The following is a 21,352-nucleotide window of genomic DNA, read 5'->3' as shown; positions in this document are numbered from 1 at the left end:
ATTCAATCGATGTCCGTTTTGTCGTATTGGCGGAAAGTGAAGCTATAGGCATGCCGCTCATCGGCCGGATGAAACTGTTCATCCGTCACGACGAGGCCGTCCGGAAGGGACGGGTAATACGTGTCCGCCTCGAACGTGCCGTCGACTTCAGTGACATAAAACCGGTCCGTCATCGAGAGCGTCTGCTCATAGAGCGTCGCGCCGCCGATGATGTAAAGGTCTGTCGTCTCAGTCTTGACTGAATCGAGGTCGTGCCAGATGTCGACCCCGTCAGCGGAGAAGGTACGGTCCGACGTGACGACGATATTGCGACGGTTCGGAAGCGGTCGACCGATTGATTCGAACGTCTTTCGACCCATGACGACCGTTTGGCCCGTCGTGATGGCTTTGAACTGCTTCAAGTCATCGGGCAGACGCCACAACAAGGCGTTATCTTTCCCGATTTCACGATTCGTTCCGAAGGCGACGACGTGGACGATCATACGCTCACTTCTCCTTTGATGTGCGGGTACGGGTCATAGCCGACGATCTCGAAGTCTTCAAACCGGAAGTCCTCGATGGACGTCACATCACGCAAGATGTTCAATGTCGGGAGTGGGCGTGGCTCACGTGTCAATTGAAGGTTCACTTGTTCGAGGTGGTTATGGTAAATGTGGGCGTCGCCGAGCGTATGGACGAAGTCTCCGACTTCAATACCCGTCACATGGGCGACCATGTGTGTGAGCAAGGCGTAAGACGCGATGTTGAACGGGACACCAAGAAACGTGTCGGCGCTTCGTTGATAGAGCTGGCATGATAGTTTGCCGTCCGCGACATAAAATTGGAACAACAAGTGGCACGGTGGTAGCGCCATATCCTCGAGTTGCCCTGGATTCCATGCCGAGACGATGAGTCGACGCGAGTCAGGGTTCGTCTTAATCTGCTCAATCACTTGCGCGATCTGGTCGACACTCGTGCCGTCCGGTTTCGGGAACGAGCGCCACTGCGCCCCATAGACAGGACCGAGATTACCGTCCTCGTCGGCCCATTCGTTCCAAATGCGGACCCCGTTGTCTTGAAGGTATTTGACGTTCGTATCGCCGGTGATGAACCAGAGCAGTTCATGGATGATGGAGCGCGTATGTAATTTTTTCGTCGTAATCAGGGGGAAGCCTTCCTGAAGATTGAACCGCATCTGGTAGCCGAACACGCTCGTCGTCCCGGTCCCGGTGCGGTCTTCTTTGACGACCCCGTTCTCGAGGATATGGGTGCATAAATCATGGTATTGTTTCATGTGGGAAGTCCCCTTTCTCGTTCAACAATTTACAAAAAGACGCCATCATTATAACACAATATATTGATAAAATGATGGTCATTCAGCAGAGTTGTCTTCTAAATATCGATTTGAGAACACTGATGTTTCACTTGTTGAAGATGGGACAATAATAGAAATAACCGTGTAAGAATCGTTTGCGTAAGAATCGTTTGCGGCAGCATACCATCGTTCTGATCTGGTTTTGTGAGGAGGTACATGATGAAAGCAGTGATTTGTACCGCATATGGACCACCTGACGTGTTGCAGCTCCAAGAAGTCGACAAGCCTGTGCCAAAATCGGACGAATTGTTGATCAAAGTTCACACCTCTGCCGTCCATTCAGGCGACCGTCGATTACGGGCTCTCGATGTACCGACTCTAGGTAAGCTACCGATGCGAGTCGTCATCGGTTTCAAGGCGCCGCGCCAACCGATTCTCGGTGTCGTCTTGGCAGGGGAGGTCGTCGAGACGGGTAGTCGCATTGAAGACTTCAAGGTCGGTGACCGTGTCTATGCGCTGACCGGGATCCGCTTTGGCGGCTATGCCGAATATACGTGTGTCAGAGCGCGTAAGTGTGTCGAGCGCATGCCGAATAACGCTAGTTTTATCGAGGCGGCCAGCTTGCCGTTCGGCGGGACGACGGCCCTTCACTTTTTGCGTAAAATGAACATCGAACAAGCGAAGACCGTCTTGATTTACGGGGCTTCCGGGGCAGTCGGTTCGATGGCCGTTCAAATCGCGAAATATTACGGGGCACACGTGACGGCAGTCTGTCGAGAGCGAAACTTCGAACTCGTCAGAAGTCTTGGCGCAGACGTCGTGATTGATTATACGAAAGCAGGCTATGATAAGAAACTGACCACGTATGATGCCGTATTCGATGCGGCCGGGAAAATCGATAAGCAGATGGCCCGGAAGCATGTCGCCGAACACGGGAAATTTAGTTCTGTCGCCGGACAAGGACCTGCGAGTGAACGGAAAGAGGATCTGACTTTCTTAAACGAACTGTTTGAAGCCGGCCGAGTAAAGGCCGTCATCGATTCGATTTATCCGCTCGAGGACATCGTCGCGGCGCACCGATACGTTGATGCCGGAGGAAAGGCTGGAAATGTGATTGTGACTGTGACACAAATAAATTGATTCAAGTTAAGCGACGTGCGTTTCGTCTATCGTCCCTGTTTTCGCCCGGTGGCTTATAGGGTATACTTGTGAAAGACAAATAAAGGGAGGGATTCGATGCAATTACAAGGTAAAAATATTTTGCAAATCGTCAGCGACGACTTCGAAGACTTAGAACTATGGTATCCGGTCCATCGGTTACGTGAGGAAGGCGCAAACGTCATCCTGGCCGGCGAGAAGGCGGATCACGCTTATATCGGCAAATATGGCGTTCCGGCCAAGTCAGACATCGCGTTCGATGACGTCGACATCTCATCATACGACGCGCTGCTCGTCCCAGGTGGCTGGTCACCCGACTTGTTGCGCCGCTTTGATTCGGTAAAAGGGTTCGTCCGTTATATGCATGACGAGAAACGGCCGATCGGTCAAATCTGTCACGCCGGCTGGGTATTGATTTCAGCCAATATTCTCGATGGCGTCAATGTCACGAGTACTCCTGGCATTAAAGATGATATGGAAAACGCGGGTGCGATTTGGCATGATGAGCCGGTCGTCGTCGACGGCCATATCGTCTCAAGTCGCCGTCCGCCTGACCTGCCTGACTACATGCGAGAATTCATCAAAGTCATGGCTAAAAACTAAAAACAAAATAAAGGAGCTAGTCCCAGTTGAACTTAAAATCTAACCCAGTTCTCCGTAAATCAATGGAGTCAACAGCTTATAGCGCCACGCCGATGACGAAAGCGGGCACGTGGTCCAAAGTGTTCACGCTACTCTTGCTCGTCACGGCAGCCGCCGGAACGACGTGGATGCTCGTGCCGACAATTGGGGAGGCATTGCTGTTCCCGCTCATGATCGGTTCGCTCATCCTCGGCTTAATTTTGGCGCTCGTCATTACGTTCAAACCGAGAACGGCGCCGATCGTCGCGCCACTCTATGGCATTGTCGAAGGAGTGTTCGTCGGGTTGATCTCGTACTTCTTCGAAGCAATGCTTCCGGGCATCGTCGGCCGTGCCGTCTTGACGACGTTCATCGTCGCGTTCGCGATGTGGTTCGTCTACTCGACGGGTCTCGTCAAAGTGACGCAAAAGTTCCGCGCCGGTGTCACGGCCGCGATCTTTACGGTCATGTTGCTTTATCTCGTTCAAATCGGGATGAGTTTCTTCGGTTCAGGACTCCCGTTCATGACGGGCTCGTCACCGCTCGCCATCGGCGTGCAATTTGTGATCGTCATCATCGCCTCACTCGCGCTCGTGCTTGATTTCGACTATATCGCTCGTCAAGTCGAGAGTCGGGCTCCGAAAGAGCTCGAATGGGTCGCGGCGTTCGGGTTGATCGTGACGCTCATTTGGCTCTATATTGAACTACTCGATTTATTGTATCGCCTCGCCATGCGCGACTGATCATCGGCCTTCGGGCCGGTGATTTTTTATGAAAGGAAAGGATGTGAAGCCGTCATCGAACCGATGAGGGCGCTAAAGTTATGAAAAAAGTGATTGTGATTGGATCAGGAATCGTCGGCATCTCGACCGCGTATCATTTGGCCGGGAAAGCCGACGTCACTGTTATCGACCGGAAAGAGAAGGGACGTGCGACCGACGCGGCGGCGGGCATCGTCTGCCCGTGGATCGCCCAGCGCCGGAACAAGGCATGGTACGCGCTCGCCAAAGGGGGTGCGCACTACTATGCGACCGTCGTCGACGACTTGAAGCGAGAAGGCGAGACGGAGACCGGTTATAAACGCGTCGGCACGCTCGCCTTACATGAAGAGAAGAAGTTGAATGAGATGCAAGAACGGACGGCGCTACGCCGAGAGGAAGCACCGGAAATCGGGGACTTGAGTCGACTGACGGCGCAAGAAGCGAAAGAACTGTTCCCGCCGCTCTCGGACGAATATGACGCTCTTCTCGTCGAAGGCGGGGCACGCGTCGATGGGGAGAAGTTAAGAGCGGCGCTTGAACGGGTCGCGGTAAAACGCGGCGTGACCTTGGTTGACGGTTCGGCCGTGCTCGTTGAAGCGGATGGTTATCATGTCGAGTGCGACGGTATCCGTTTTGAGGCGGATGAGATCGTGCTCGCTTGCGGGGCGTGGTTGCCCGAGTTGATAGAGCCCATTGGCTACACGGCCCGTGTCGCTGGCGAGAAAGCGCAAATCGTTCACGTACAGCTCCCGGATACGGACGCGTCCGACTGGCCAGTCGTCATGCCGCCGCGGCGCCGCTATTTGCTCGGATTTGAAGAAGGACGAATCGTCATCGGCTCGACGCACGAGCGGGACAAGGCGTTCGACGCACGGCCGACGGCGATCGGAATTCATGAAGTGCTTTCGAAAGGGCTAGAATCGGCCCCGGGACTCGCTGAGGCCGAACTGATTGAGACGCGGGTCGGCTTCCGTCCGGTCACCCCGAACTCGATCCCGATTCTTGGCCGCGTGCCGGGAGCGGAGCAGTTGCTCGTCGCCAACGGGCTCGGGTCATCCGGTTTAACGGTCGGCCCGTTCATCGGGAAAGTGCTCGCCGACCTTGTTCTGACAGGGGACTGCGAGCTCGACATGTCGCTTTATCCGATTGAAGATTTCATCTATCTGACATGAAAAAACAAGCGACCATCCTCTTCGGTGGTCGCTTGTTTGTCGTCAACGGCTCATGATTCCGTTCAAGAAGAAATGAAAATAGTCCTGCATCAATGTGCCCATGTCGCCTGACGGGAAGGACGGGTCGGACAAAATCGCCTGCTGTACGAGTTGCACGTACCGTAAGTACGAATCGGTCGACAGCTCCGGGTCGATGGCACCGCTCGTCTTCCCATACTCGATCAGTTGCCGGAACGCGGCGTAGCCTCGTCCTGCCAACTGTTGCCACGATGCGTCCGCTTGAATCATCGTCATAATCGTCTCGTCGAACAGCGCAGCCGTCTCGATTTTACGAGACAAAATCTCGATCAGCAATTGATCGAACGGAACATGGTCAGCGATTTGTGACTCAATCCAACGCATCTGTTCCTCTGTCATTTCGGTCAAGACGGCGACAATCACTTGTTCTTTGGAGCCGAAATAATTATAAATCGATACCGGTGAGACCGAGGCGGCGCGAGCGAGCTCACTCACCGTGAAACGGGACTGCTTCTCGTTCATTAGCCGAAAGGCTGCGTCTAAGATTGCGCGTCGTTTCGTTTCAGTTCGTTTTATGAATCCATCCATGATGACCCTCGCTTCTCTGATGTTTTGTAATCAATATACCATTTCCATTTCAAAAAATAACGTGATATACTAGTTTTGTAATCATATGTATAATATATTTCAAAACTAAGGAGTGAGATCGGTGATTCAATTGAAAGGATTGACGAAACGGTTCGATGCGTCACACGGTATTTTCGATGTGTCGTTCACGGTCGAGCCGGGAACCGTGTTCGGCTTTATCGGACCGAACGGGGCGGGGAAATCGACGACGATTCGTCACTTGATGGGGTTGCTCCACGCTGAATCTGGTGTCGCGACCGTCATGGGACATGATTGCTGGAACGAGAGTGAGACGGTGAAGGCGCTTGTCGGCTATTTGCCTGGCGAAATCAATTATCCACAGGACATGACTGGGGAAGATGTCATCCGACTGACTCGGAAACTTCATGTGACGAGCGCGGAGCGCGAACGGACGTTGCGTGACGTGTTCGCCTTCGATACGTCACTCAAAGTGCGCAAGATGTCGAAAGGAATGAAACAAAAACTTGCCATCGTCACCTGCTTCATGAAAGATGTGCCGGTTTATATTCTCGATGAACCGACGAGCGGACTCGACCCGCTCATGCAGGAACGGTTCGTCGATTGGGTCATTGCTGAGAAAACGGCTGGCAAGGCGGTCTTGATGAGTTCCCACCACTTCCCGGAGATGGAGAAGACGTGTGACCGGGCCGCACTCATCCGTGATGGCCGGATGATTATCGAAGCGGAGATGTCAGAGTTAAAACGGCATAGTCAGAAGACGTATCGGATCGAATTGAAGGACGAGGCGGCAGCAATGCGGTTGAGCGAAGAAATCGGTTCGCGTGACGGTGTGGTCGTCACCGTCACTTTATCGACGGTCGAAGAGTTGAACGACTTGATTCATCGACTCGCCCGTCACGAAGTCCAGTCGTTGTCGAGCGGCACGGACGAACTCGAGCACCTGTTCATACAATATTATGGGGAGGCGAAATAAATGGTTCTCATCTCGGCACTGTTTAAACAAAACCGGAGCTGGATTCTCGGGTACTCGCTCGGGACGAGTCTCTACTTGTTCTTTTTGGCGGCGGTGTTCCCATCTATCCAAGAGACGGGGTTGATTGAAGGAAAGTTGGATTCGTTGCCACCCGAGTTGCTAGAAGTGTTCAAAATCGACCCGAACTTGGCGATGGACAACGTCATCAATCTACTCGCGGGCAATTACTATGGGCTCATCTTTTACGTATTGGCCATCTTGTTCGCGCTCACGTTCGCCTCACGGCTCATGGCTAAACCGGTCGACTCGGGCGAGGTCATGCTTTATTTGGCCGCACCGATTTCGCGCAGCGGTTACGTGACGTCCAGTATGGTGTTGCTTGTGATCGCGAGCGGCATGCTCGTCGGGTTGAACGGGCTCAGTCTCATGCTCGCCAACGTCTTATTTGATTTACAAATTGACATCGGCTTATTGTGGGCGCTTCAGTTGAACGCAGGACTGATTTTAGTCGTCCTCGGGGCGCTCGCCTATGTGCTCGCAAGCTTGTTCGACGATAGCACACGGTCCTATATGGTCACAGGTGGGATTTTCGCGCTCTTCTTGATGGCGAACGTCTTCTCGGGATTTAGTGACCAGCTCGACTGGTTGAATACGTTATCGATTTTCTCGTTGTTTGACGCCAACGCTCAAATCCAAGGGGAATCAGCGTTACGTTCTTTCATCTGGTTGGGGGGACTTCTCATCGTCGCAATGCTGTTGTCTTATGGACGTTTTACCCGAAAAGATTTGACGATTTAGTTTTTCGAAATAGAATGACGGGTATGATACAATCAGCTCGAACAGTTTGGAAAGGGGAATGATTGTATGCAACTCGCAACGTTACGCAACGGTGTCAAAATTCCAATGATCGGCTTTGGGGTATGGCAAGTCGACAACGAGACGGAGGCGCCACAGGCTGTCGCCGAGGCCCTGAAAGTCGGATATCGCCATATCGATACGGCAGCCGTCTATAAGAATGAAGAAGGCGTCGCCAAAGGGATTCAAACATCAGGCGTCGCTCGCGGAGATATCTTTTTGACGTCGAAGATTTGGAACGAAGATATCCGCCAGCGCCGAACGAAAGAAGCGTTTGACGAATCACTCGCTCGACTCGAGACTGACTATTTAGATCTTTGTCTGCTCCACTGGCCAGTCGACGGGTTCGTCGAGGCATGGAAAGATTTGATTGACCTCTATGAGGCCGGGAAAATCAAGGCGATCGGCGTGTCGAACTTCAAAGAACATCATCTCGAAACGTTGAAAGAAGCGGGTCTCATGACGCCGCTCATCAATCAAATCGAGTTGCACCCGCAACTGCCGCAACCGGACCTCGTCGAGTATTGCCAAGACGAGGGCATTCAAGTCGAGGCTTGGAGCCCGCTCATGCAAGGGAAGTTCCTCGATATCCCGACTTTCGCTGAGGTCGCGGAGAAACACGGCAAGACGCCGGCTCAAGTCGTGCTTCGCTGGCATTTGGATACGGGGAACGTCGCGCTTCCGAAATCGGTTACGCCGCACCGCATTCAAGAGAACTTCGAAGTCTTTGACTTCGCGCTCGATGCGGACGACTTGGCGAAGATCGACGCCGTGGCGACTCATGAACGCATTGGTCCGGACCCGGATGAGATCGACTTCTAAACAATTGATGTTGTCGTCCATCTACTTAGGTGGACGACTAAAATACCAAATGCGGTGACACTGCCGCTTCTTCGAGACGACTCCGGTTAAGGCCGGGGTCGTTTTGTTATGTGTCCAGCGATTTCTGCAGGAGCTCGTCAAGATGTGTATGAGCGTTGGCACATGGGTATAGAAAACTATGTTAATAAAGGAGGTGTCAGGTCTTCTTCGGAGGATCCTACTTATGGACTTATCAAAATGGCCTTTAATCAACTGGCTGGCATTTTTAGCGACGGTCGTCATCAACTATTTTGCGAGTGGCGAAAACGCGGCCGTGTCGGACCGAATCGACATTTACTTCAAACCGGCCGGCTACGCGTTCTCGATTTGGGGCGTGATTTATATCGCGCTCGCCGTTTGGCTTGTCTTGCAATTGAAGAAAGGGTCGGTTGCGAACCGACAGGCGAACCGGATGAAAGCGGGCTTTCTCGTCTCGTGTATCTTGAACGGCCTCTGGTTGCTCACGTTCACGAACGAGTGGTTCATCACTTCGCTCGTCGTCATGGTCGCATTTCTCGCGACGCTCGCCTGGCTCTATTACATCGCCTTCCGGACGTCGACAAGTTGGCTCGACCGGTTCCCATTCTCGATTTATATCGGCTGGGTGTCCGTTGCGACAATCGTCAACGTGTTCGTCGTCATGAATCGGGAACGGGTCACGACCGTGCTCGGGCTCGACGAACTGGCTTGGACATCGCTCATGCTCATGGTCGGGGTTGTCCTCGCGCTCGTCTTCATGTGGTGGCATCGTGACTTCATCTATCCGCTCGTCTTCGTCTGGGCATACATCGCCATCTTCGCACGAATTGACAATGCGACGCTCTACGTCGTCCTCGTCAGTGCCTTGATTTTGCTCACGCTTGGTTATGTCGGCTTGATTATTTGGAAAAAACCACGGGCATTCTTGCATCACTCACGAAAAACGGTTGAATAAGGTCAGAAGCGGTAGCTCATAGGCTACCGCTTTTTTTGTGAGTTTATTTAAGTTCTTATGAACCTATATACCAATATATTTTATGGATAATTATTCTTTATGCATTATAACATGTTTTTGAAAATTGCTTGATAACGCTGATGAATACGTTTTCAAAAAGATATTCACTGAGTTGGATTATGCAGAATAGTATACAACCCCCTTGATTTATCAGAATATTTAGAACAAAATAAAATTTACGAAACAAGATCGAGAGAGAGGGGTTGATTCGATGAAGCGAACAGGCTTGTACGATTCACGATTCGAAAAAGACGCATGTGGCATTGGGCTATATGTCAACCTAAACGGAGAGAAGAAACACGACATTGTCAGTAAATCGCTATCGATGCTCTGTAAGCTAGAACACCGGGGCGGGCAAGGCGTCATCGATGCCGGAGACGGCGCGGGAATCATGACCGAGCTACCGCACGAACTGTTCCTCCAGACGATGAATTTGCCGACGCCAGGTCGCTATGCGGTCGGAATGGTCTTTTTCCAACCGGATGAGTCGAGACTGCAGGACAAGCAACGTCAAATGGAAGCGATCGCCGACGAGTTCGACTTTTCGACCATCAGTTGGCGTGAGGTACCGGTCAATCCAAACGCAATAGGTGAGCATGCTCGGGTGACGCAACCGACCATCTACCAATGGTTCGTCTCGTGCCCGTTCGCCGATTACGACTCGAACGAGCGGACACTCTATCAACTCAGACGGACGATTGAGAAGACCGAGGACTTGAATCTATACATGCCGAGTCTATCGACGAAGACGATCGTTTATAAAGGGATGCTGACGCCTGAACAGATTGAGCGGTTTTATCTCGATTTGCAGGCGCCGGCCTATAAGAGCACGTTCGGCATCGTCCATTCTCGTTTCTCGACGAACACATTCCCATCATGGGAGCGGGCGCATCCGAACCGCATGATCGTGCATAACGGGGAAATCAATACGCTCCGCGGCAATATCGATGCGATGCGGGCCCGCGAAGGCGTTACGTCGACCGATTTGTTCGAGGACGTCAATCAGCTGTTCCCGGTCCTTCAAGAGACCGGCAGCGACTCGTCGATGCTCGACAATGCCTTCGAGTTCTTCACACGGACCGGACGTTCCATCGCCCATACGGCGATGATGCTCATCCCGGAGCCGTTCACAGAAGTGAAAATAGATCCGTTCAAAAAAGACTTCTACCAATATCATTCATCCATCATGGAGCCTTGGGATGGACCGACTGGCGTCGTCTTCACGGACGGTCGTCAAATCGGCGCCATCTTGGATCGGAACGGACTGCGACCGATGCGTTATATCGAGACGCTTGATGGCGAACTCATCTTGTCGTCTGAGAGCGGCGTCATTCCCGTACAAGCCGAAAACGTGAAGTCGAAACAGCGACTTCGCCCAGGCCAGCTCCTATTGATCGATCTGGAGTCGAAGCGACTCATCCCGGACGCGGAAATCAAACAGACGATTGCGCGAGCCGAGCCATACGGTAAATGGCTGAAGCAGATGACTAAGCTTGAAGAGTCTCCGGTCGAAGAGCCGTTCGTCGCCGACCTGCATCGCAAGCAACGTGCGTTCGGTTACACGAAAGAAGATATCGAACAATATCTCGTCCCGCTCATCCTCGAGAAAAAAGATCCAATCGGTTCGATGGGTCATGACCAACCGGTCGCGGTCTTGTCTGAACGGCCACGCTCATTGTTCCATTACTTCAAACAGCACTTCGCCCAAGTCACGAACCCGCCAATCGATGCATTGCGTGAGAAGATCGTCACGGCCACGTTCACGTGGCTCGGACCACTCGCGAACCCGGTCCACACCGGTCGCGGTCACGCCCGTCGTGTCTGGCTCAAACATCCGTTCCTCGATGCGGCCGCGGTCGAACAAGTGAACGAGACGCTTCGCGTCGAACGGGTCGAGACGACATACGTTCACGACCTCGAGGCTGCCCTTGAGACATTGTTCGAGCGTGTCGAAGGGCTCGTCCGCGACGGGGCTGAAGTCATCGTCTTGTCGGATCGTGACATGAACGAAAACCTGTTGGCGATGCCGTCGCTCCTCGTCTTGAGCGCCGTCCACCAACATTTGATTCGCGTCAATCTTCGCGCGTCGTGCAGTCTCGTCGCTGAGAGTGGCGAAGTGCGTGAAGTCCATCAAGCGGCCGCCTTGATTGGGTACGGCGCCGACGCCGTCTATCCGTATCTCGCCTATGCGACGATTGCCGAGGCGGTCGAGGCCGGTCAACTGCCATACTCGTTCACAGAAGCCGTTCGCCGCTATCAGACGGCATCGGTCGATGGCATCGTCAAAATCATGTCGAAGATGGGGATCTCGACCGTACAAAGTTACCGTGGGGCCCAAATCTTTGAGGCGGTCGGCATTGACCGAGCCTTGATCGAACGCCATTTCCGCGGGACGACATCACAGTTGTCCGGTGTCGGTTTCACTGAACTCGAAGAAGAGTCGCGCCGCCAGCATGAAGCTGCCTACAAGCGGGAACGACCGCTCGAGGCCGGAGCCGATTTTCAGTGGCGCGCCGACGGGGAAGAGCACGCCTTTAACCCGAAGACGATTCATTTGCTCCAGCGGGCCTGCCGCGAGAACGAGCGCCGGTATTATGACGCTTATGTCAAACTTCACGAGTCGTCAGGCCAATTCTTACGTCAATTGTTCGCCTTTAAACAACAAGATGCGATTTCGATTGATGAAGTCGAGTCGGTCACTTCGATCGTCAGCCGCTTCAAGACGGGAGCGATGTCGTTCGGTTCCTTGTCGAAAGAGGCGCACGAGACGCTCGCCATCGCCATGAACCAAATCGGCGGCAAGAGCAACTCCGGGGAAGGCGGGGAGGACCGGAATCGGTTCACCCCTGATGAGGACGGCAGTGAACGCGTCAGTCGCATCAAGCAAGTCGCAAGCGGTCGTTTCGGCGTGACGGCCGAATATTTGTATCACGCCGATGAGATTCAAATCAAGATGGCGCAAGGGGCGAAGCCGGGTGAGGGCGGACAATTGCCGGGGAACAAAGTATATCCATGGGTCGCCGAAGTGCGCGGCTCCGTCCCAGGTGTCGGACTCATCTCGCCACCGCCGCACCACGATATCTATTCGATTGAAGACTTGGCGCAGCTGATCTTCGACTTGAAGCACGTCAATCCGAACGCGAAAATTAGCGTCAAACTCGTCTCAAAATCAGGTGTCGGGACGATCGCGGCCGGTGTCGCCAAGGCGAACGCAGACACGATTGTCATCAGCGGCTATGACGGTGGGACCGGGGCGTCACCTCGGACATCGATCAAGCATACGGGACTCCCATGGGAGCTCGGTCTGCTCGAGACGCACCAGACGCTCGCCTTGAACGGACTCCGGGGTCGCGTCACGCTCGAGACCGACGGTAAACTCATGACCGGGCGTGATATCGTCCTCGCCGCCATCTTCGGCGCCGAAGAATACGCGTTCGCGACGGCGCCGCTCGTCGTGCTCGGGTGTATCATGATGCGGGCGTGTCACCTTGACACGTGTCCGGTCGGTGTCGCCACACAAGACCCGGCCTTGCGCGCAAAGTTCATGGGCAAACCCGAACACGTCGTCAACTTGATGACGTTCCTCGCCGAAGACGTGCGAGAGATTTTAGCCTCGCTCGGTGCGAAATCGCTCCGTGACGTCATCGGCCGGACCGACTTGTTAGAGGAAAGCGTATGGAAACAAAAACATCCGAAAGCAAAAACGCTCGACTTGACTCCGATGTTGTCGATTCCGACAGCGTTGCCGGAAAAAGAGGAACTACCGCATCCGGCCTATCAGTCATATGATCACCGAAAACTGATTCCGGCCGTCTCACGTTCCATCAAGTCGCTCCAACCGACGTTTTTCGTCGGCCGCGTCCGTAATACGGACCGAGCCGTCGGGACGATGCTCGGGCATGAAGTGACGAAAGTGCATGGCAACGTCGGACTCGCCGAGGACACGATTTCACTTCGCCTCAGCGGATCGGCTGGCCAAAGTTTAGGGGCGTTTTTGCCGAACGGGATCACCATCTCGGTCATCGGCGACGCGAACGATTATGTCGGGAAAGGCTTGAGCGGTGGAAAACTCGCCGTCATCGCCGAGAAACATGCCCCGTTTGAAGAGAGCGAACAAGTCATCGCGGGGAACGTCTGTCTCTACGGCGCGACGTCCGGGATGGCGTTCTTCAACGGTCATGTCGGAGAACGATTTGCCGTCCGTAACTCGGGTGCGGTCGCCGTAACTGAAGGCGTCGGCGATCACGGCTGTGAGTACATGACCGGTGGGACGGTCGTCGTCCTCGGTACGGTCGGTCGTAACTTTGGGGCCGGGATGTCGGGCGGGGTCGCCTACCTGTACGGGGACCAAGCGTACGAGGAACTCGTCAACGAAGAGCTTGTCTCGGTCGACCGTGAGTTGACCGACGAGGATGCCGAACAGATTTACGCGTTGCTCGAGATGCACCAGTTCCATACGGACAGTGTCAAAGCGCGAGCCGTGCTCGAGGCGTTCGAGCAAGAACGAAAACGCTTCGTCAAAGTCGTACCGCGTGACTATGCGAACGTACTTGACGTCATGCGTCACATCGAGGCGACGCGTCCGGAATTGAGTGACGCCGACCGCGCCCTCGAACTATTTCGCGTCGTGACTGAAGGAGGGGGAGCATGAGACATAAATTTATCGATATCCCACGGGAGACATTGCCAGAACGTTCCGTCCTCGAACGGATTCATGATTACAGTGAATACGCTTCACGGATGGAAGACGGACCGATCGTCAAACAAGCCGAGCGTTGCATGGATTGCGGCACCCCGTTCTGTCACGTCGGGGACATGATCGGTCAAGAGACGATCGGCTGTCCGATTCACAACTTGATTCCCGAATGGAATAAGCTCGTCTCGGATCAGGACTGGTATCGAGCCTATGAGCGGTTGATGGAGACGAATAACTTCCCGGAGTTCACGGGTCGTGTCTGTCCAGCCCCGTGTGAAGGCTCGTGTACGCTCGGCATCAGCGAGGACCCGGTCGCAATCAAATCGATCGAGCGGACGATTATCGACCGCGCCTTCGAGGAAGGATGGGTCAAACCTCGTCACATCAAGAAACGGACCGGACACCGTGTTGCCATCATCGGTAGCGGGCCGGCCGGACTCGCGGCGGCCGATCAATTGAACCAGCTCGGCCATGCGGTCACGATTTATGAGAAAGCTGACGAGGCGGGCGGGCTGTTGTTCTATGGCATCCCGAACATGAAGCTGGAGAAAGACGTCGTCCGGCGTCGTGTACGTCTGCTCGAGGCGGAGGGGATCCGTTTCAAGACGGGCGTCAACGTCGGGACCGATGTGACCATCGAGTCACTCCGTCACACGTACGATGCCGTCATTCTCGCGACGGGAGCACAGAAACAACGGACGCTCGGCATCGATGGGGATGATGCCACAGGCGTCGAGCCGGCGATGGATTATTTGACGGAGTCGACGCGTACGCTCGGCGGGAAATCGCTCGACGCTCGATATGACGCGAACGGAAAAGACGTCATCGTCATCGGTGGCGGGGACACAGGCGCGGACTGCGTGGCGACGGCGATTCGTCAAGGCGCCAAGTCAGTGACGCAGTTCGGGAAACATCCGGAGAAAGGTGTGTTCCGGGCGCCGGAGCGGCCATGGCCGCTCCAACCGGACACGTTATCGACCGATTACGCTTATGCGGAAGCGATTGAACATTTCGACCACGACCCGCGCACATATTTGATTCGTTCGAACCGGGTTATCAAAGATGGAGACCGTGTCGTCGGGATTGAGACGGAACGGATGGAGAAAATCGTCAAACCGGACGGACAGGCGACATTCTTCGTCGTCGACGGGTCGATCGAGACGTATCCAGCCGATCTCGTGCTTGTCGCCATCGGGTTCGAACGACCGGAACGTGAACTCCGGAAAGTCGGCATCGAAGCGAATCATGATTATACGTCGAACGTCGAAGGTGTGTTTGTCGCAGGGGATGCGAGACGGGGACAAAGTTTGATCGTTTGGGCGATCCGGGAAGGCCGCGAAGTCGCGGATACCGTCGACGGATACTTGAACACTTGTCAACAACAGCTAAAAACTTCATCATAAAAAGGAGCGACGCGATGTCGCTCCTTTTTATGATGGATATTTAGGAGGAGTCAGCAATGATTATCGAAATCCTCATGTATACCGGGATTTGGTTTTTACTCGTGCTCGTCTTGCTCGGCACGATTTACGCGCGGCGCAATCGGAAGTGATTACAACACCATGGCGGCAATCAAGCCGAAGATGATGAGCGGGATATTGTAGTGGAGGAACGTCGGCCACACCGTCTCACGCAAGTGGTCGTGTTGACCGTCGGCGTTCAAACCGCTCGTCGGTCCGAGTGTCGAGTCACTCGCTGGGCTACCGGCGTCACCGAGCGCACCGGCCGTCCCGATGATGGCGATCGTCGCCTCGACCGAGAAACCGTATTGGATGCAAAGCGGGACGAAGATGGCCGCGATGATTGGAATCGTCGAGAAACTCGAACCGATTCCTAGCGTGATCACGAGTCCGACGAGGAGCATGACGAGCGCGGCCACAAATTGTGAGTCGCCCATGATGCCGCTTGCGCCATTGACGAGCGGATCGATGGCACCGGTCGCGCGGATGACGGCGGCAAACCCGCTAGCCGCGATCATGACGAAGCCGATGAAAGCCATCATGCGCATCCCGCTCGTGAAGATGTCGTCTGCCTCTGACCAAGGGATGAGGCGAAGCAGTGTCAACAGGATGAGTCCTGAGACGGCCGATGCGATCATCGATTCGGTCTGAAGCTGTACGATGAGGACGACGAGGACGACGGCAGCCGTGAGCCAGATTTTGAGCGGGCTCAACGTCCGAATCTCGTAATCAGTAGGCCCGAGTTGGATCGTATCGTACGTCCGCGGCTTCCGATAGTGGAAGAAGGCGGTGACGAGACCGACGAGCATCCCGAGGGCCGGGATGGCCATGATGCTGACAATATTGACATCACCGACGGCCATGCCGTTCGTTTCCACGTTCGGCAACAAAATCTCATTCAAGTAAATGCCGCCAAATCCGACCGGAAGTAACATATACGGCGTGACAAGACCGAACGTGAGAATCGTCGCCACGAGCCGGCGGTCGAGCTTCAACTCGTTAAACAGCACGAGGAGCGGCGGGATGACGATCGGGATGAACGCGATGTGAATCGGTAAAGCGTTCTGCGAACTGATTGCTAGTAATAAGAGGAACGATAGCAACAGCGCTTTGACGCGCGCCACGCTCTTACCGGTAACGTCGCGACCTGACATACTGATCAACTTTTCCGCCAGGACGTCTGGGAGCCCCGTTTTTGATAGACCGACGGCGAACGCGCCGAGTAGCGCATAACTGAGGGCGATGGTAGCCCCTCCGCCAAGACCGTCACTGAAGGCGGTCAACGTGTCGTTGAAACCGAGACCTCCCACGAGACCGCCGACGATTGCGGCGAGGATGAGCGACAAGACGATGTGAACTCGACTGATTGCGAGAGCAAATAATACGATAACAGCTAATAAGACAGCATTCATCATTTCCAACACCTTTCTTTCAAAACTCTTTCTCATGTTATCACTTTAATATGATAAAGACTTTTGAAATTTAACATACGTGTTTCGGGTTGTCAAATCGATTGTTCAAAAAAAGCGATAACTCCGAAAAGTTATCGCTCGTTCGTTATCCTTCAACGTTATGGTATACCTGGCGCACGTCTTCGAGGTCTTCGAGGACGTCGAGTAGTTTTTCAAACTGTTCTTTCGACTCGTCATCGAGGGCGATCTCGTTTTGTGGCAACATCGTCAACTCGGCGACTTCGAACGTCTCGATGCCTGCAGCTTTGAAAGCAGTCTGCACGGCATGGAACGCTTCTGGCTCCGCATAGACGATTACCGTCTCATCTTCTTCGATGACATCACGGACGTCGAGGTCGTGCTCCATCATGAGTTCGAGTACGTCGTCGGCGCTCATGCCGTTGACACCGATGACAGCCGTCGCGTCGAACATATAAGCGACCGACCCGCTGACACCCATGTTGCCACCGTTTTTACCGAAAGCGGCGCGAACTTCAGAGGCCGTCCGGTTGACGTTGTTCGTGAGCGTGTCGACGATGAGCATCGAGCCGTTCGGCCCGAACCCTTCGTAACGGAGCTCATCGAAGTTCTCTTCGTCGCCGCCCTTTGCTTTGTCGATGGCGCGGTCGATGATGGCGCGCGGGACGTTGTACGTTTTCGCTCGTTCAACGACGAATTTGAGCGCTTGGTTTGATTCTGGATCTGGTTCCCCTTGACGGGCGGCTACGTAGATTTCACGGCCGAACTTCGCGTAGATGCGACTCGTATTGGCGTCTTTTGACGCCTTTTTCTCTTTAATGTTGTTCCATTTACGACCCATTACATGTCATCTCTCTTTCCATTGTTCGATTGATTCATCCTCGATTATATAAGAAGACGTAGATGTTGACGAGTAAAAATCATCCCTCGCTCTTATCCATCTTCTCGACGATCTCTGTCAACGTCTTCAAACTGTCGATCAATCGATTCGTCTCTTCCTCGTTCAGAAACGCGAGACGGTCCTCGAACAGGCGACGAAACGAATCGCGACGCTCGCGGAGGACGAGTTCGCCCTTTTCGGTCAGTTGATTCCAGATGACGCGGCGATCGCGTTCGTCCGGGACGCGGGTGATATAGCCCTCATCGACGAGCTTCGTGATGAGCGGCGTCACGTTTGGCGGGGCGATCGATAGCGTCTCGCTGATGTGTCCGTTCGTCACGGCGCCTTCATCCTCAATCAACATGAGGAGATGAAAGTGGGAAAAGTTCAAGTTTGGGATTTGCGGGAGGTCGGAACGGCGTAACAACTTCCTGCGGATTAATGGGATCAGTTTTACGAACTGATCGGCTGCGTCTTGTCTCGGCATAGTCATGTCACTTCCTAATTAGATTCTTTCTTCATTATACACGACCGAGAGCGGGGTGGACGACCAATCCTCATCCCGTGACAAATCACACAGCACATCGGACAAACGACCGACATAATATATGTAAGCGTTTACATTTGTAAGACTTCATCTTTTCATGAAAACGCATACGATTTTACTGAGCGTCCTATCAAAAAGCAAGACCTATCCTCATTCTTCAAAAAAATATTGTGAAAGAATTCACATTGTTGTCACGCACAAATTGTCGGAAACGTTGTATTCTATGAATGTGAAGGAAAGCACAAACTCTTATCAAACCACTGATCGCCCCGTGCTCTCCATCAAGTCAACAGTATAAGCTCTCATTCATGAGGAGGAACCCAACATGGCAGTTAAAGAGAAAGCAGTAGTGGAAACATCAGCAGAACAGATGGTCGACACGCTCGTCACACGAGCACATACAGCGCTCGACACGTTAATGACGTTTGATCAAGAAAAAATCGATGCGATCGTTCAAGCGATGGCGCTAGCCGGTCTCGAACAACACGTCGCACTCGCGAAACATGCATATGAAGAAACTGGTCGCGGTGTGTTTGAAGATAAGATGATCAAAAACATCTTTGCGACAGAATATATTTATAACTCACTCCGTGGTGAGAAGACGGTCGGCGTTATCGAAGACGATGAGCAAAACGGCATCACGTACATCGCGGAACCAGTCGGTGTCGTCGCCGGGGTCACACCGGTCACGAACCCGACATCAACGACGATGTTCAAAGCAATCATCGCCATCAAAACACGTAACCCGATCATCTTCGGCTTCCACCCGTCGGCACAACAGTGTTCAAGTGAAGCGGCCCGCATCCTTCGTGACGCAGCCATCGAAGCCGGCGCACCAGAACATTTGATCCAATGGGTTGAAAAACCGTCACTCGACGCGACGAAAGCGCTTATGAACCACCCAGGAGTCGCCATGGTCCTCGCAACAGGCGGTGCGGCGATGGTCAAATCAGCCTATTCGACTGGTAAACCGGCCCTCGGTGTCGGTCCTGGTAACGTTCCAGCCTACATCGACAAGACGGCAAAAGTAAAACGTGCCATCTCGGACGTCATCTTGTCGAAAACGTTCGATAACGGGATGATCTGTGCATCTGAACAAGCGATCATCGTCGACCAAGAAGTTTACGAAGAAGTGAAAGCCGAAATGACGGCGCTCGGTTGCTACTTCTGCTCACCAGAAGAGAAAGCAAAACTCGAGACACTCGTCATTAAAACAGACTCTTGTGCGGTAAACCCTGAAATCGTCGGGAAGCCTGCAGCATGGATCGCCGAGAAAGCTGGACTTAGCGTTCCAGACGACACGAAAATCTTGATCGCCGAACTCGAGACGGTCGGCGCGACAGAACTACTCTCACACGAGAAACTTAGCCCAGTACTCGGAGCCTACAAAGTCCAATCGCGTGAAGAAGGTTTCGCGATCGCTGAGAAGATGCTTGAAATCGGTGGTCTCGGTCATACGGCAGCCATCCACTCGACAGACGACGACGCCATCCTCGCATTCGGACTCCGGATGAAAGCTTGCCGCATCATCGTCAACTCGCCAACGGCACACGGCGGGATCGGTGACCTCTATAACGAAATGACACCATCGCTCACACTCGGGTGTGGGTCGTACGGTAAAAACTCCGTCTCTGAGAACGTGACGGCGAAACATCTACTCAACGTGAAAAAGGTGGCGAGACGTCGCGTGAACATGCAATGGTTTAAAGTCCCTGAAAAGATTTACTTTGAGAAAAACTCGGTCCAATACCTTCAATCGCTCACATCGAAAAAACGGGCGATGATCGTCACGGATGAAATGATGGTCAAACTCGGATTTGCCGATAAAGTCGTCAAAAACTTGCCGGCTGGCGTCGAGTATCGCATCTTCGACCAAGTCGAGCCAGACCCATCGGTCGAGACGGTCATGCGTGGTGCCGAAGCGATGCGTCACTTCCAACCAGACATGATTATCGCACTCGGCGGTGGATCACCGATGGATGCCGCGAAAGGCATGTGGCTCTTCTACGAACGCCCAGAAGAGAAGTTCTCGAACCTTCGCCAAAAATTCATGGATATCCGCAAGCGGACGTACAAGTTCCCGACACTCGGCAACAAGTCGATGTTCGTCGCCATCCCGACAACATCAGGTACGGGTTCTGAAGTGACACCGTTCACGGTCATCACGGATAAGAAACGTAACGTCAAATACCCGATCGCTGACTACGCGATCACACCGGACGTCGCCATCGTCGACCCTGAATTCGTCATGACGGTCCCAGCATCAATCACGGCCGATACAGGAATGGACGTGTTGACACACGCCATCGAAGCGTACGTTTCGGTCATGGCAAACGACTACACGGATGGACTCGCGCTTCGTTCGATGAAGATGATTTTCGATTACCTCCCGAAAGCGTATGAGAACGGCAGTGACGCCGAAGCGCGTCAGAAAGTCCACAACGCATCGACAATGGCGGGTATGGCGTTCGCGAACGCGTTCCTCGGTATCAACCACTCGATCGCACACAAAATCGGTGGCGAGTTCCACGTCCCACACGGACGGACGAACGCGATCCTTATGCCACACGTCATCCGTTACAACGCGACACGCCCATCGAAACTCGCGGCGTTCCCGAAATATGAGTCATTCATCGCCGACGAGCGTTACGCTGAAATCGCGCGCTACCTCGGACTTCCAGCAAGCACGACGGAAGAAGGCGTCGAGTCGCTCATCCAAGCGATCATCGAGCTCGGTCAGCGCTTGAACATCAAGCTTTCGTTCAAAGCTCAAGGCATCAAGAAAGCGGACCTCGACGCGAAAATCGACAAGATGGCAGTCGACGCGTTCGAAGACCAATGTACGACGGCCAACCCGAAAATGCCGCTCGTCGAAGAATTGAAAGAGATCATGTACGCTGCATACGAAGGCGTATAAGTCTTACAATATCTAAACGGTTTCCCTCCTAAGAGGGAGGCCGTTTTTTCTTGAAAAATAAATATACAATTGTCAGATCACTTAATATAATAGGATAATACAACCA

17 protein-coding genes are annotated in these 21,352 nt (G+C 53.5%); 11 read left to right on the top strand and 6 right to left on the bottom strand.

What is annotated here, in order from left to right; genetic code table 11:
* Positions 1-2 precede the first annotated feature (2 nt).
* Both DPV68_RS04625 and DPV68_RS04620 read right to left on the bottom strand, forming a co-directional pair.
* The gene (locus DPV68_RS04625) at positions 3-482 is read right to left on the bottom strand and encodes a dihydrofolate reductase (protein WP_114165643.1); all 480 of its coding nucleotides are present in this window, start codon (positions 480-482) and stop codon (positions 3-5) included.
* The gene (locus DPV68_RS04620) at positions 479-1,273 is read right to left on the bottom strand and encodes a thymidylate synthase (RefSeq protein WP_114165642.1); all 795 of its coding nucleotides are present in this window, start codon (positions 1,271-1,273) and stop codon (positions 479-481) included. The genes DPV68_RS04625 and DPV68_RS04620 overlap by 4 nt, the downstream gene beginning before the upstream one ends.
* 240 nt (positions 1,274-1,513) lie before the next feature.
* On the opposite strand from DPV68_RS04620, the gene DPV68_RS04615 reads away from it, so the two are divergent.
* The 4 genes from DPV68_RS04615 to DPV68_RS04600 all read left to right on the top strand — a co-directional run bounded on the left by DPV68_RS04615 (position 1,514) and on the right by DPV68_RS04600 (position 5,006).
* A complete protein-coding gene (locus DPV68_RS04615; RefSeq protein ID WP_114165641.1) occupies positions 1,514-2,434 on the top strand; it encodes an NAD(P)-dependent alcohol dehydrogenase in 921 nt (306 codons plus the stop codon).
* A 96-nt stretch (positions 2,435-2,530) separates the two neighbouring features.
* On the top strand, positions 2,531-3,055 hold the full coding sequence (locus DPV68_RS04610) for a type 1 glutamine amidotransferase domain-containing protein (protein ID WP_114165640.1): 525 nt from the start codon (positions 2,531-2,533) through the stop codon (positions 3,053-3,055).
* Positions 3,056-3,081: 26 nt separating this feature from the next.
* On the top strand, positions 3,082-3,816 hold the full coding sequence (locus tag DPV68_RS04605; RefSeq protein ID WP_114165639.1) for a Bax inhibitor-1/YccA family protein: 735 nt from the start codon (positions 3,082-3,084) through the stop codon (positions 3,814-3,816).
* An 80-nt stretch (positions 3,817-3,896) separates the two neighbouring features.
* Entirely contained in the window at positions 3,897-5,006 is a 1,110-nt protein-coding gene (locus DPV68_RS04600) for an NAD(P)/FAD-dependent oxidoreductase (RefSeq protein WP_114165638.1), read from the top strand.
* Positions 5,007-5,048: 42 nt separating this feature from the next.
* Here the strand turns inward: DPV68_RS04600 and DPV68_RS04595 are convergent, their stop codons facing one another.
* Positions 5,049-5,612 (bottom strand): TetR/AcrR family transcriptional regulator, encoded by a 564-nt coding sequence (locus tag DPV68_RS04595; RefSeq protein WP_114165637.1) that lies wholly within the window; start codon positions 5,610-5,612, stop codon positions 5,049-5,051.
* 121 nt (positions 5,613-5,733) lie between these two features.
* On the opposite strand from DPV68_RS04595, the gene DPV68_RS04590 reads away from it, so the two are divergent.
* The 6 genes from DPV68_RS04590 to DPV68_RS04565 all read left to right on the top strand — a co-directional run bounded on the left by DPV68_RS04590 (position 5,734) and on the right by DPV68_RS04565 (position 15,415).
* Positions 5,734-6,606, top strand: a complete 873-nt coding sequence (locus DPV68_RS04590; protein ID WP_114165636.1) for an ABC transporter ATP-binding protein — start codon at positions 5,734-5,736, stop codon at positions 6,604-6,606.
* On the top strand, positions 6,607-7,404 hold the full coding sequence (locus DPV68_RS04585) for an ABC transporter permease subunit (protein ID WP_114165635.1): 798 nt from the start codon (positions 6,607-6,609) through the stop codon (positions 7,402-7,404). It abuts the gene before it with no gap.
* Positions 7,405-7,470: 66 nt separating this feature from the next.
* On the top strand, positions 7,471-8,283 hold the full coding sequence (locus tag DPV68_RS04580) for an aldo/keto reductase (RefSeq protein WP_114165634.1): 813 nt from the start codon (positions 7,471-7,473) through the stop codon (positions 8,281-8,283).
* A 223-nt stretch (positions 8,284-8,506) separates the two neighbouring features.
* Positions 8,507-9,256: a TspO/MBR family protein gene (locus tag DPV68_RS04575; protein ID WP_114165633.1), complete on the top strand. Its 750-nt coding sequence runs from the start codon at positions 8,507-8,509 to the stop codon at positions 9,254-9,256.
* 271 nt (positions 9,257-9,527) lie between these two features.
* Positions 9,528-13,967, top strand: coding sequence for a glutamate synthase large subunit (gene gltB, locus DPV68_RS04570; protein WP_114165632.1), 4,440 nt, complete (start codon positions 9,528-9,530; stop codon positions 13,965-13,967).
* On the top strand, positions 13,964-15,415 hold the full coding sequence (locus DPV68_RS04565; protein WP_114165631.1) for a glutamate synthase subunit beta: 1,452 nt from the start codon (positions 13,964-13,966) through the stop codon (positions 15,413-15,415). Before gltB ends, DPV68_RS04565 begins: the two co-directional genes overlap by 4 nt.
* A 149-nt stretch (positions 15,416-15,564) precedes the next feature.
* Here DPV68_RS04565 and DPV68_RS04560 read toward each other — a convergent pair whose 3' ends face one another.
* From DPV68_RS04560 to DPV68_RS04550, 3 genes are all read right to left on the bottom strand, one after another.
* A complete protein-coding gene (locus tag DPV68_RS04560; protein WP_114165630.1) occupies positions 15,565-16,884 on the bottom strand; it encodes a Na+/H+ antiporter family protein in 1,320 nt (439 codons plus the stop codon).
* 145 nt (positions 16,885-17,029) lie between these two features.
* On the bottom strand, positions 17,030-17,743 hold the full coding sequence (locus DPV68_RS04555; protein WP_114165629.1) for a YebC/PmpR family DNA-binding transcriptional regulator: 714 nt from the start codon (positions 17,741-17,743) through the stop codon (positions 17,030-17,032).
* Positions 17,744-17,822: 79 nt separating this feature from the next.
* A complete protein-coding gene (locus tag DPV68_RS04550; RefSeq protein WP_114165628.1) occupies positions 17,823-18,269 on the bottom strand; it encodes a MarR family winged helix-turn-helix transcriptional regulator in 447 nt (148 codons plus the stop codon).
* A gap of 385 nt (positions 18,270-18,654) precedes the next feature.
* Between DPV68_RS04550 and adhE the strand changes: the two genes are divergently transcribed.
* The gene (adhE, locus tag DPV68_RS04545; RefSeq protein ID WP_114165627.1) at positions 18,655-21,246 is read left to right on the top strand and encodes a bifunctional acetaldehyde-CoA/alcohol dehydrogenase; all 2,592 of its coding nucleotides are present in this window, start codon (positions 18,655-18,657) and stop codon (positions 21,244-21,246) included.
* Positions 21,247-21,352: the final 106 nt, after the last annotated feature.

The sequence above is a fragment of the Exiguobacterium sp. TNDT2 genome, from assembly GCF_003331145.1.
Taxonomy (GTDB): domain Bacteria; phylum Bacillota; class Bacilli; order Exiguobacteriales; family Exiguobacteriaceae; genus Exiguobacterium.
The sequence above is the reverse complement of the archived record's forward strand: the minus strand, read 5'-3'. Positions and strand labels throughout refer to the sequence as shown.

What these genes read in the sequence shown, in the direction of transcription:
- DPV68_RS04565 (WP_114165631.1), top strand. Translation starts at nt 13,964, where the DNA reads ATGAGACATAAATTTATCGATATCCCACGGGAGACATTGCCAGAACGT.
- DPV68_RS04585 (WP_114165635.1), top strand. Translation starts at nt 6,607, where the DNA reads ATGGTTCTCATCTCGGCACTGTTTAAACAAAACCGGAGCTGGATTCTC.
- DPV68_RS04600 (WP_114165638.1), top strand. Translation starts at nt 3,897, where the DNA reads ATGAAAAAAGTGATTGTGATTGGATCAGGAATCGTCGGCATCTCGACC.
- DPV68_RS04620 (WP_114165642.1), bottom strand. Translation starts at nt 1,273, where the DNA reads ATGAAACAATACCATGATTTATGCACCCATATCCTCGAGAACGGGGTC.
- DPV68_RS04575 (WP_114165633.1), top strand. Translation starts at nt 8,507, where the DNA reads ATGGACTTATCAAAATGGCCTTTAATCAACTGGCTGGCATTTTTAGCG.
- DPV68_RS04625 (WP_114165643.1), bottom strand. Translation starts at nt 482, where the DNA reads ATGATCGTCCACGTCGTCGCCTTCGGAACGAATCGTGAAATCGGGAAA.
- DPV68_RS04550 (WP_114165628.1), bottom strand. Translation starts at nt 18,269, where the DNA reads ATGCCGAGACAAGACGCAGCCGATCAGTTCGTAAAACTGATCCCATTA.
- DPV68_RS04595 (WP_114165637.1), bottom strand. Translation starts at nt 5,612, where the DNA reads ATGGATGGATTCATAAAACGAACTGAAACGAAACGACGCGCAATCTTA.
- gltB (WP_114165632.1), top strand. Translation starts at nt 9,528, where the DNA reads ATGAAGCGAACAGGCTTGTACGATTCACGATTCGAAAAAGACGCATGT.
- DPV68_RS04580 (WP_114165634.1), top strand. Translation starts at nt 7,471, where the DNA reads ATGCAACTCGCAACGTTACGCAACGGTGTCAAAATTCCAATGATCGGC.
- DPV68_RS04610 (WP_114165640.1), top strand. Translation starts at nt 2,531, where the DNA reads ATGCAATTACAAGGTAAAAATATTTTGCAAATCGTCAGCGACGACTTC.
- DPV68_RS04555 (WP_114165629.1), bottom strand. Translation starts at nt 17,743, where the DNA reads ATGGGTCGTAAATGGAACAACATTAAAGAGAAAAAGGCGTCAAAAGAC.
- DPV68_RS04560 (WP_114165630.1), bottom strand. Translation starts at nt 16,884, where the DNA reads ATGAATGCTGTCTTATTAGCTGTTATCGTATTATTTGCTCTCGCAATC.
- DPV68_RS04615 (WP_114165641.1), top strand. Translation starts at nt 1,514, where the DNA reads ATGAAAGCAGTGATTTGTACCGCATATGGACCACCTGACGTGTTGCAG.
- adhE (WP_114165627.1), top strand. Translation starts at nt 18,655, where the DNA reads ATGGCAGTTAAAGAGAAAGCAGTAGTGGAAACATCAGCAGAACAGATG.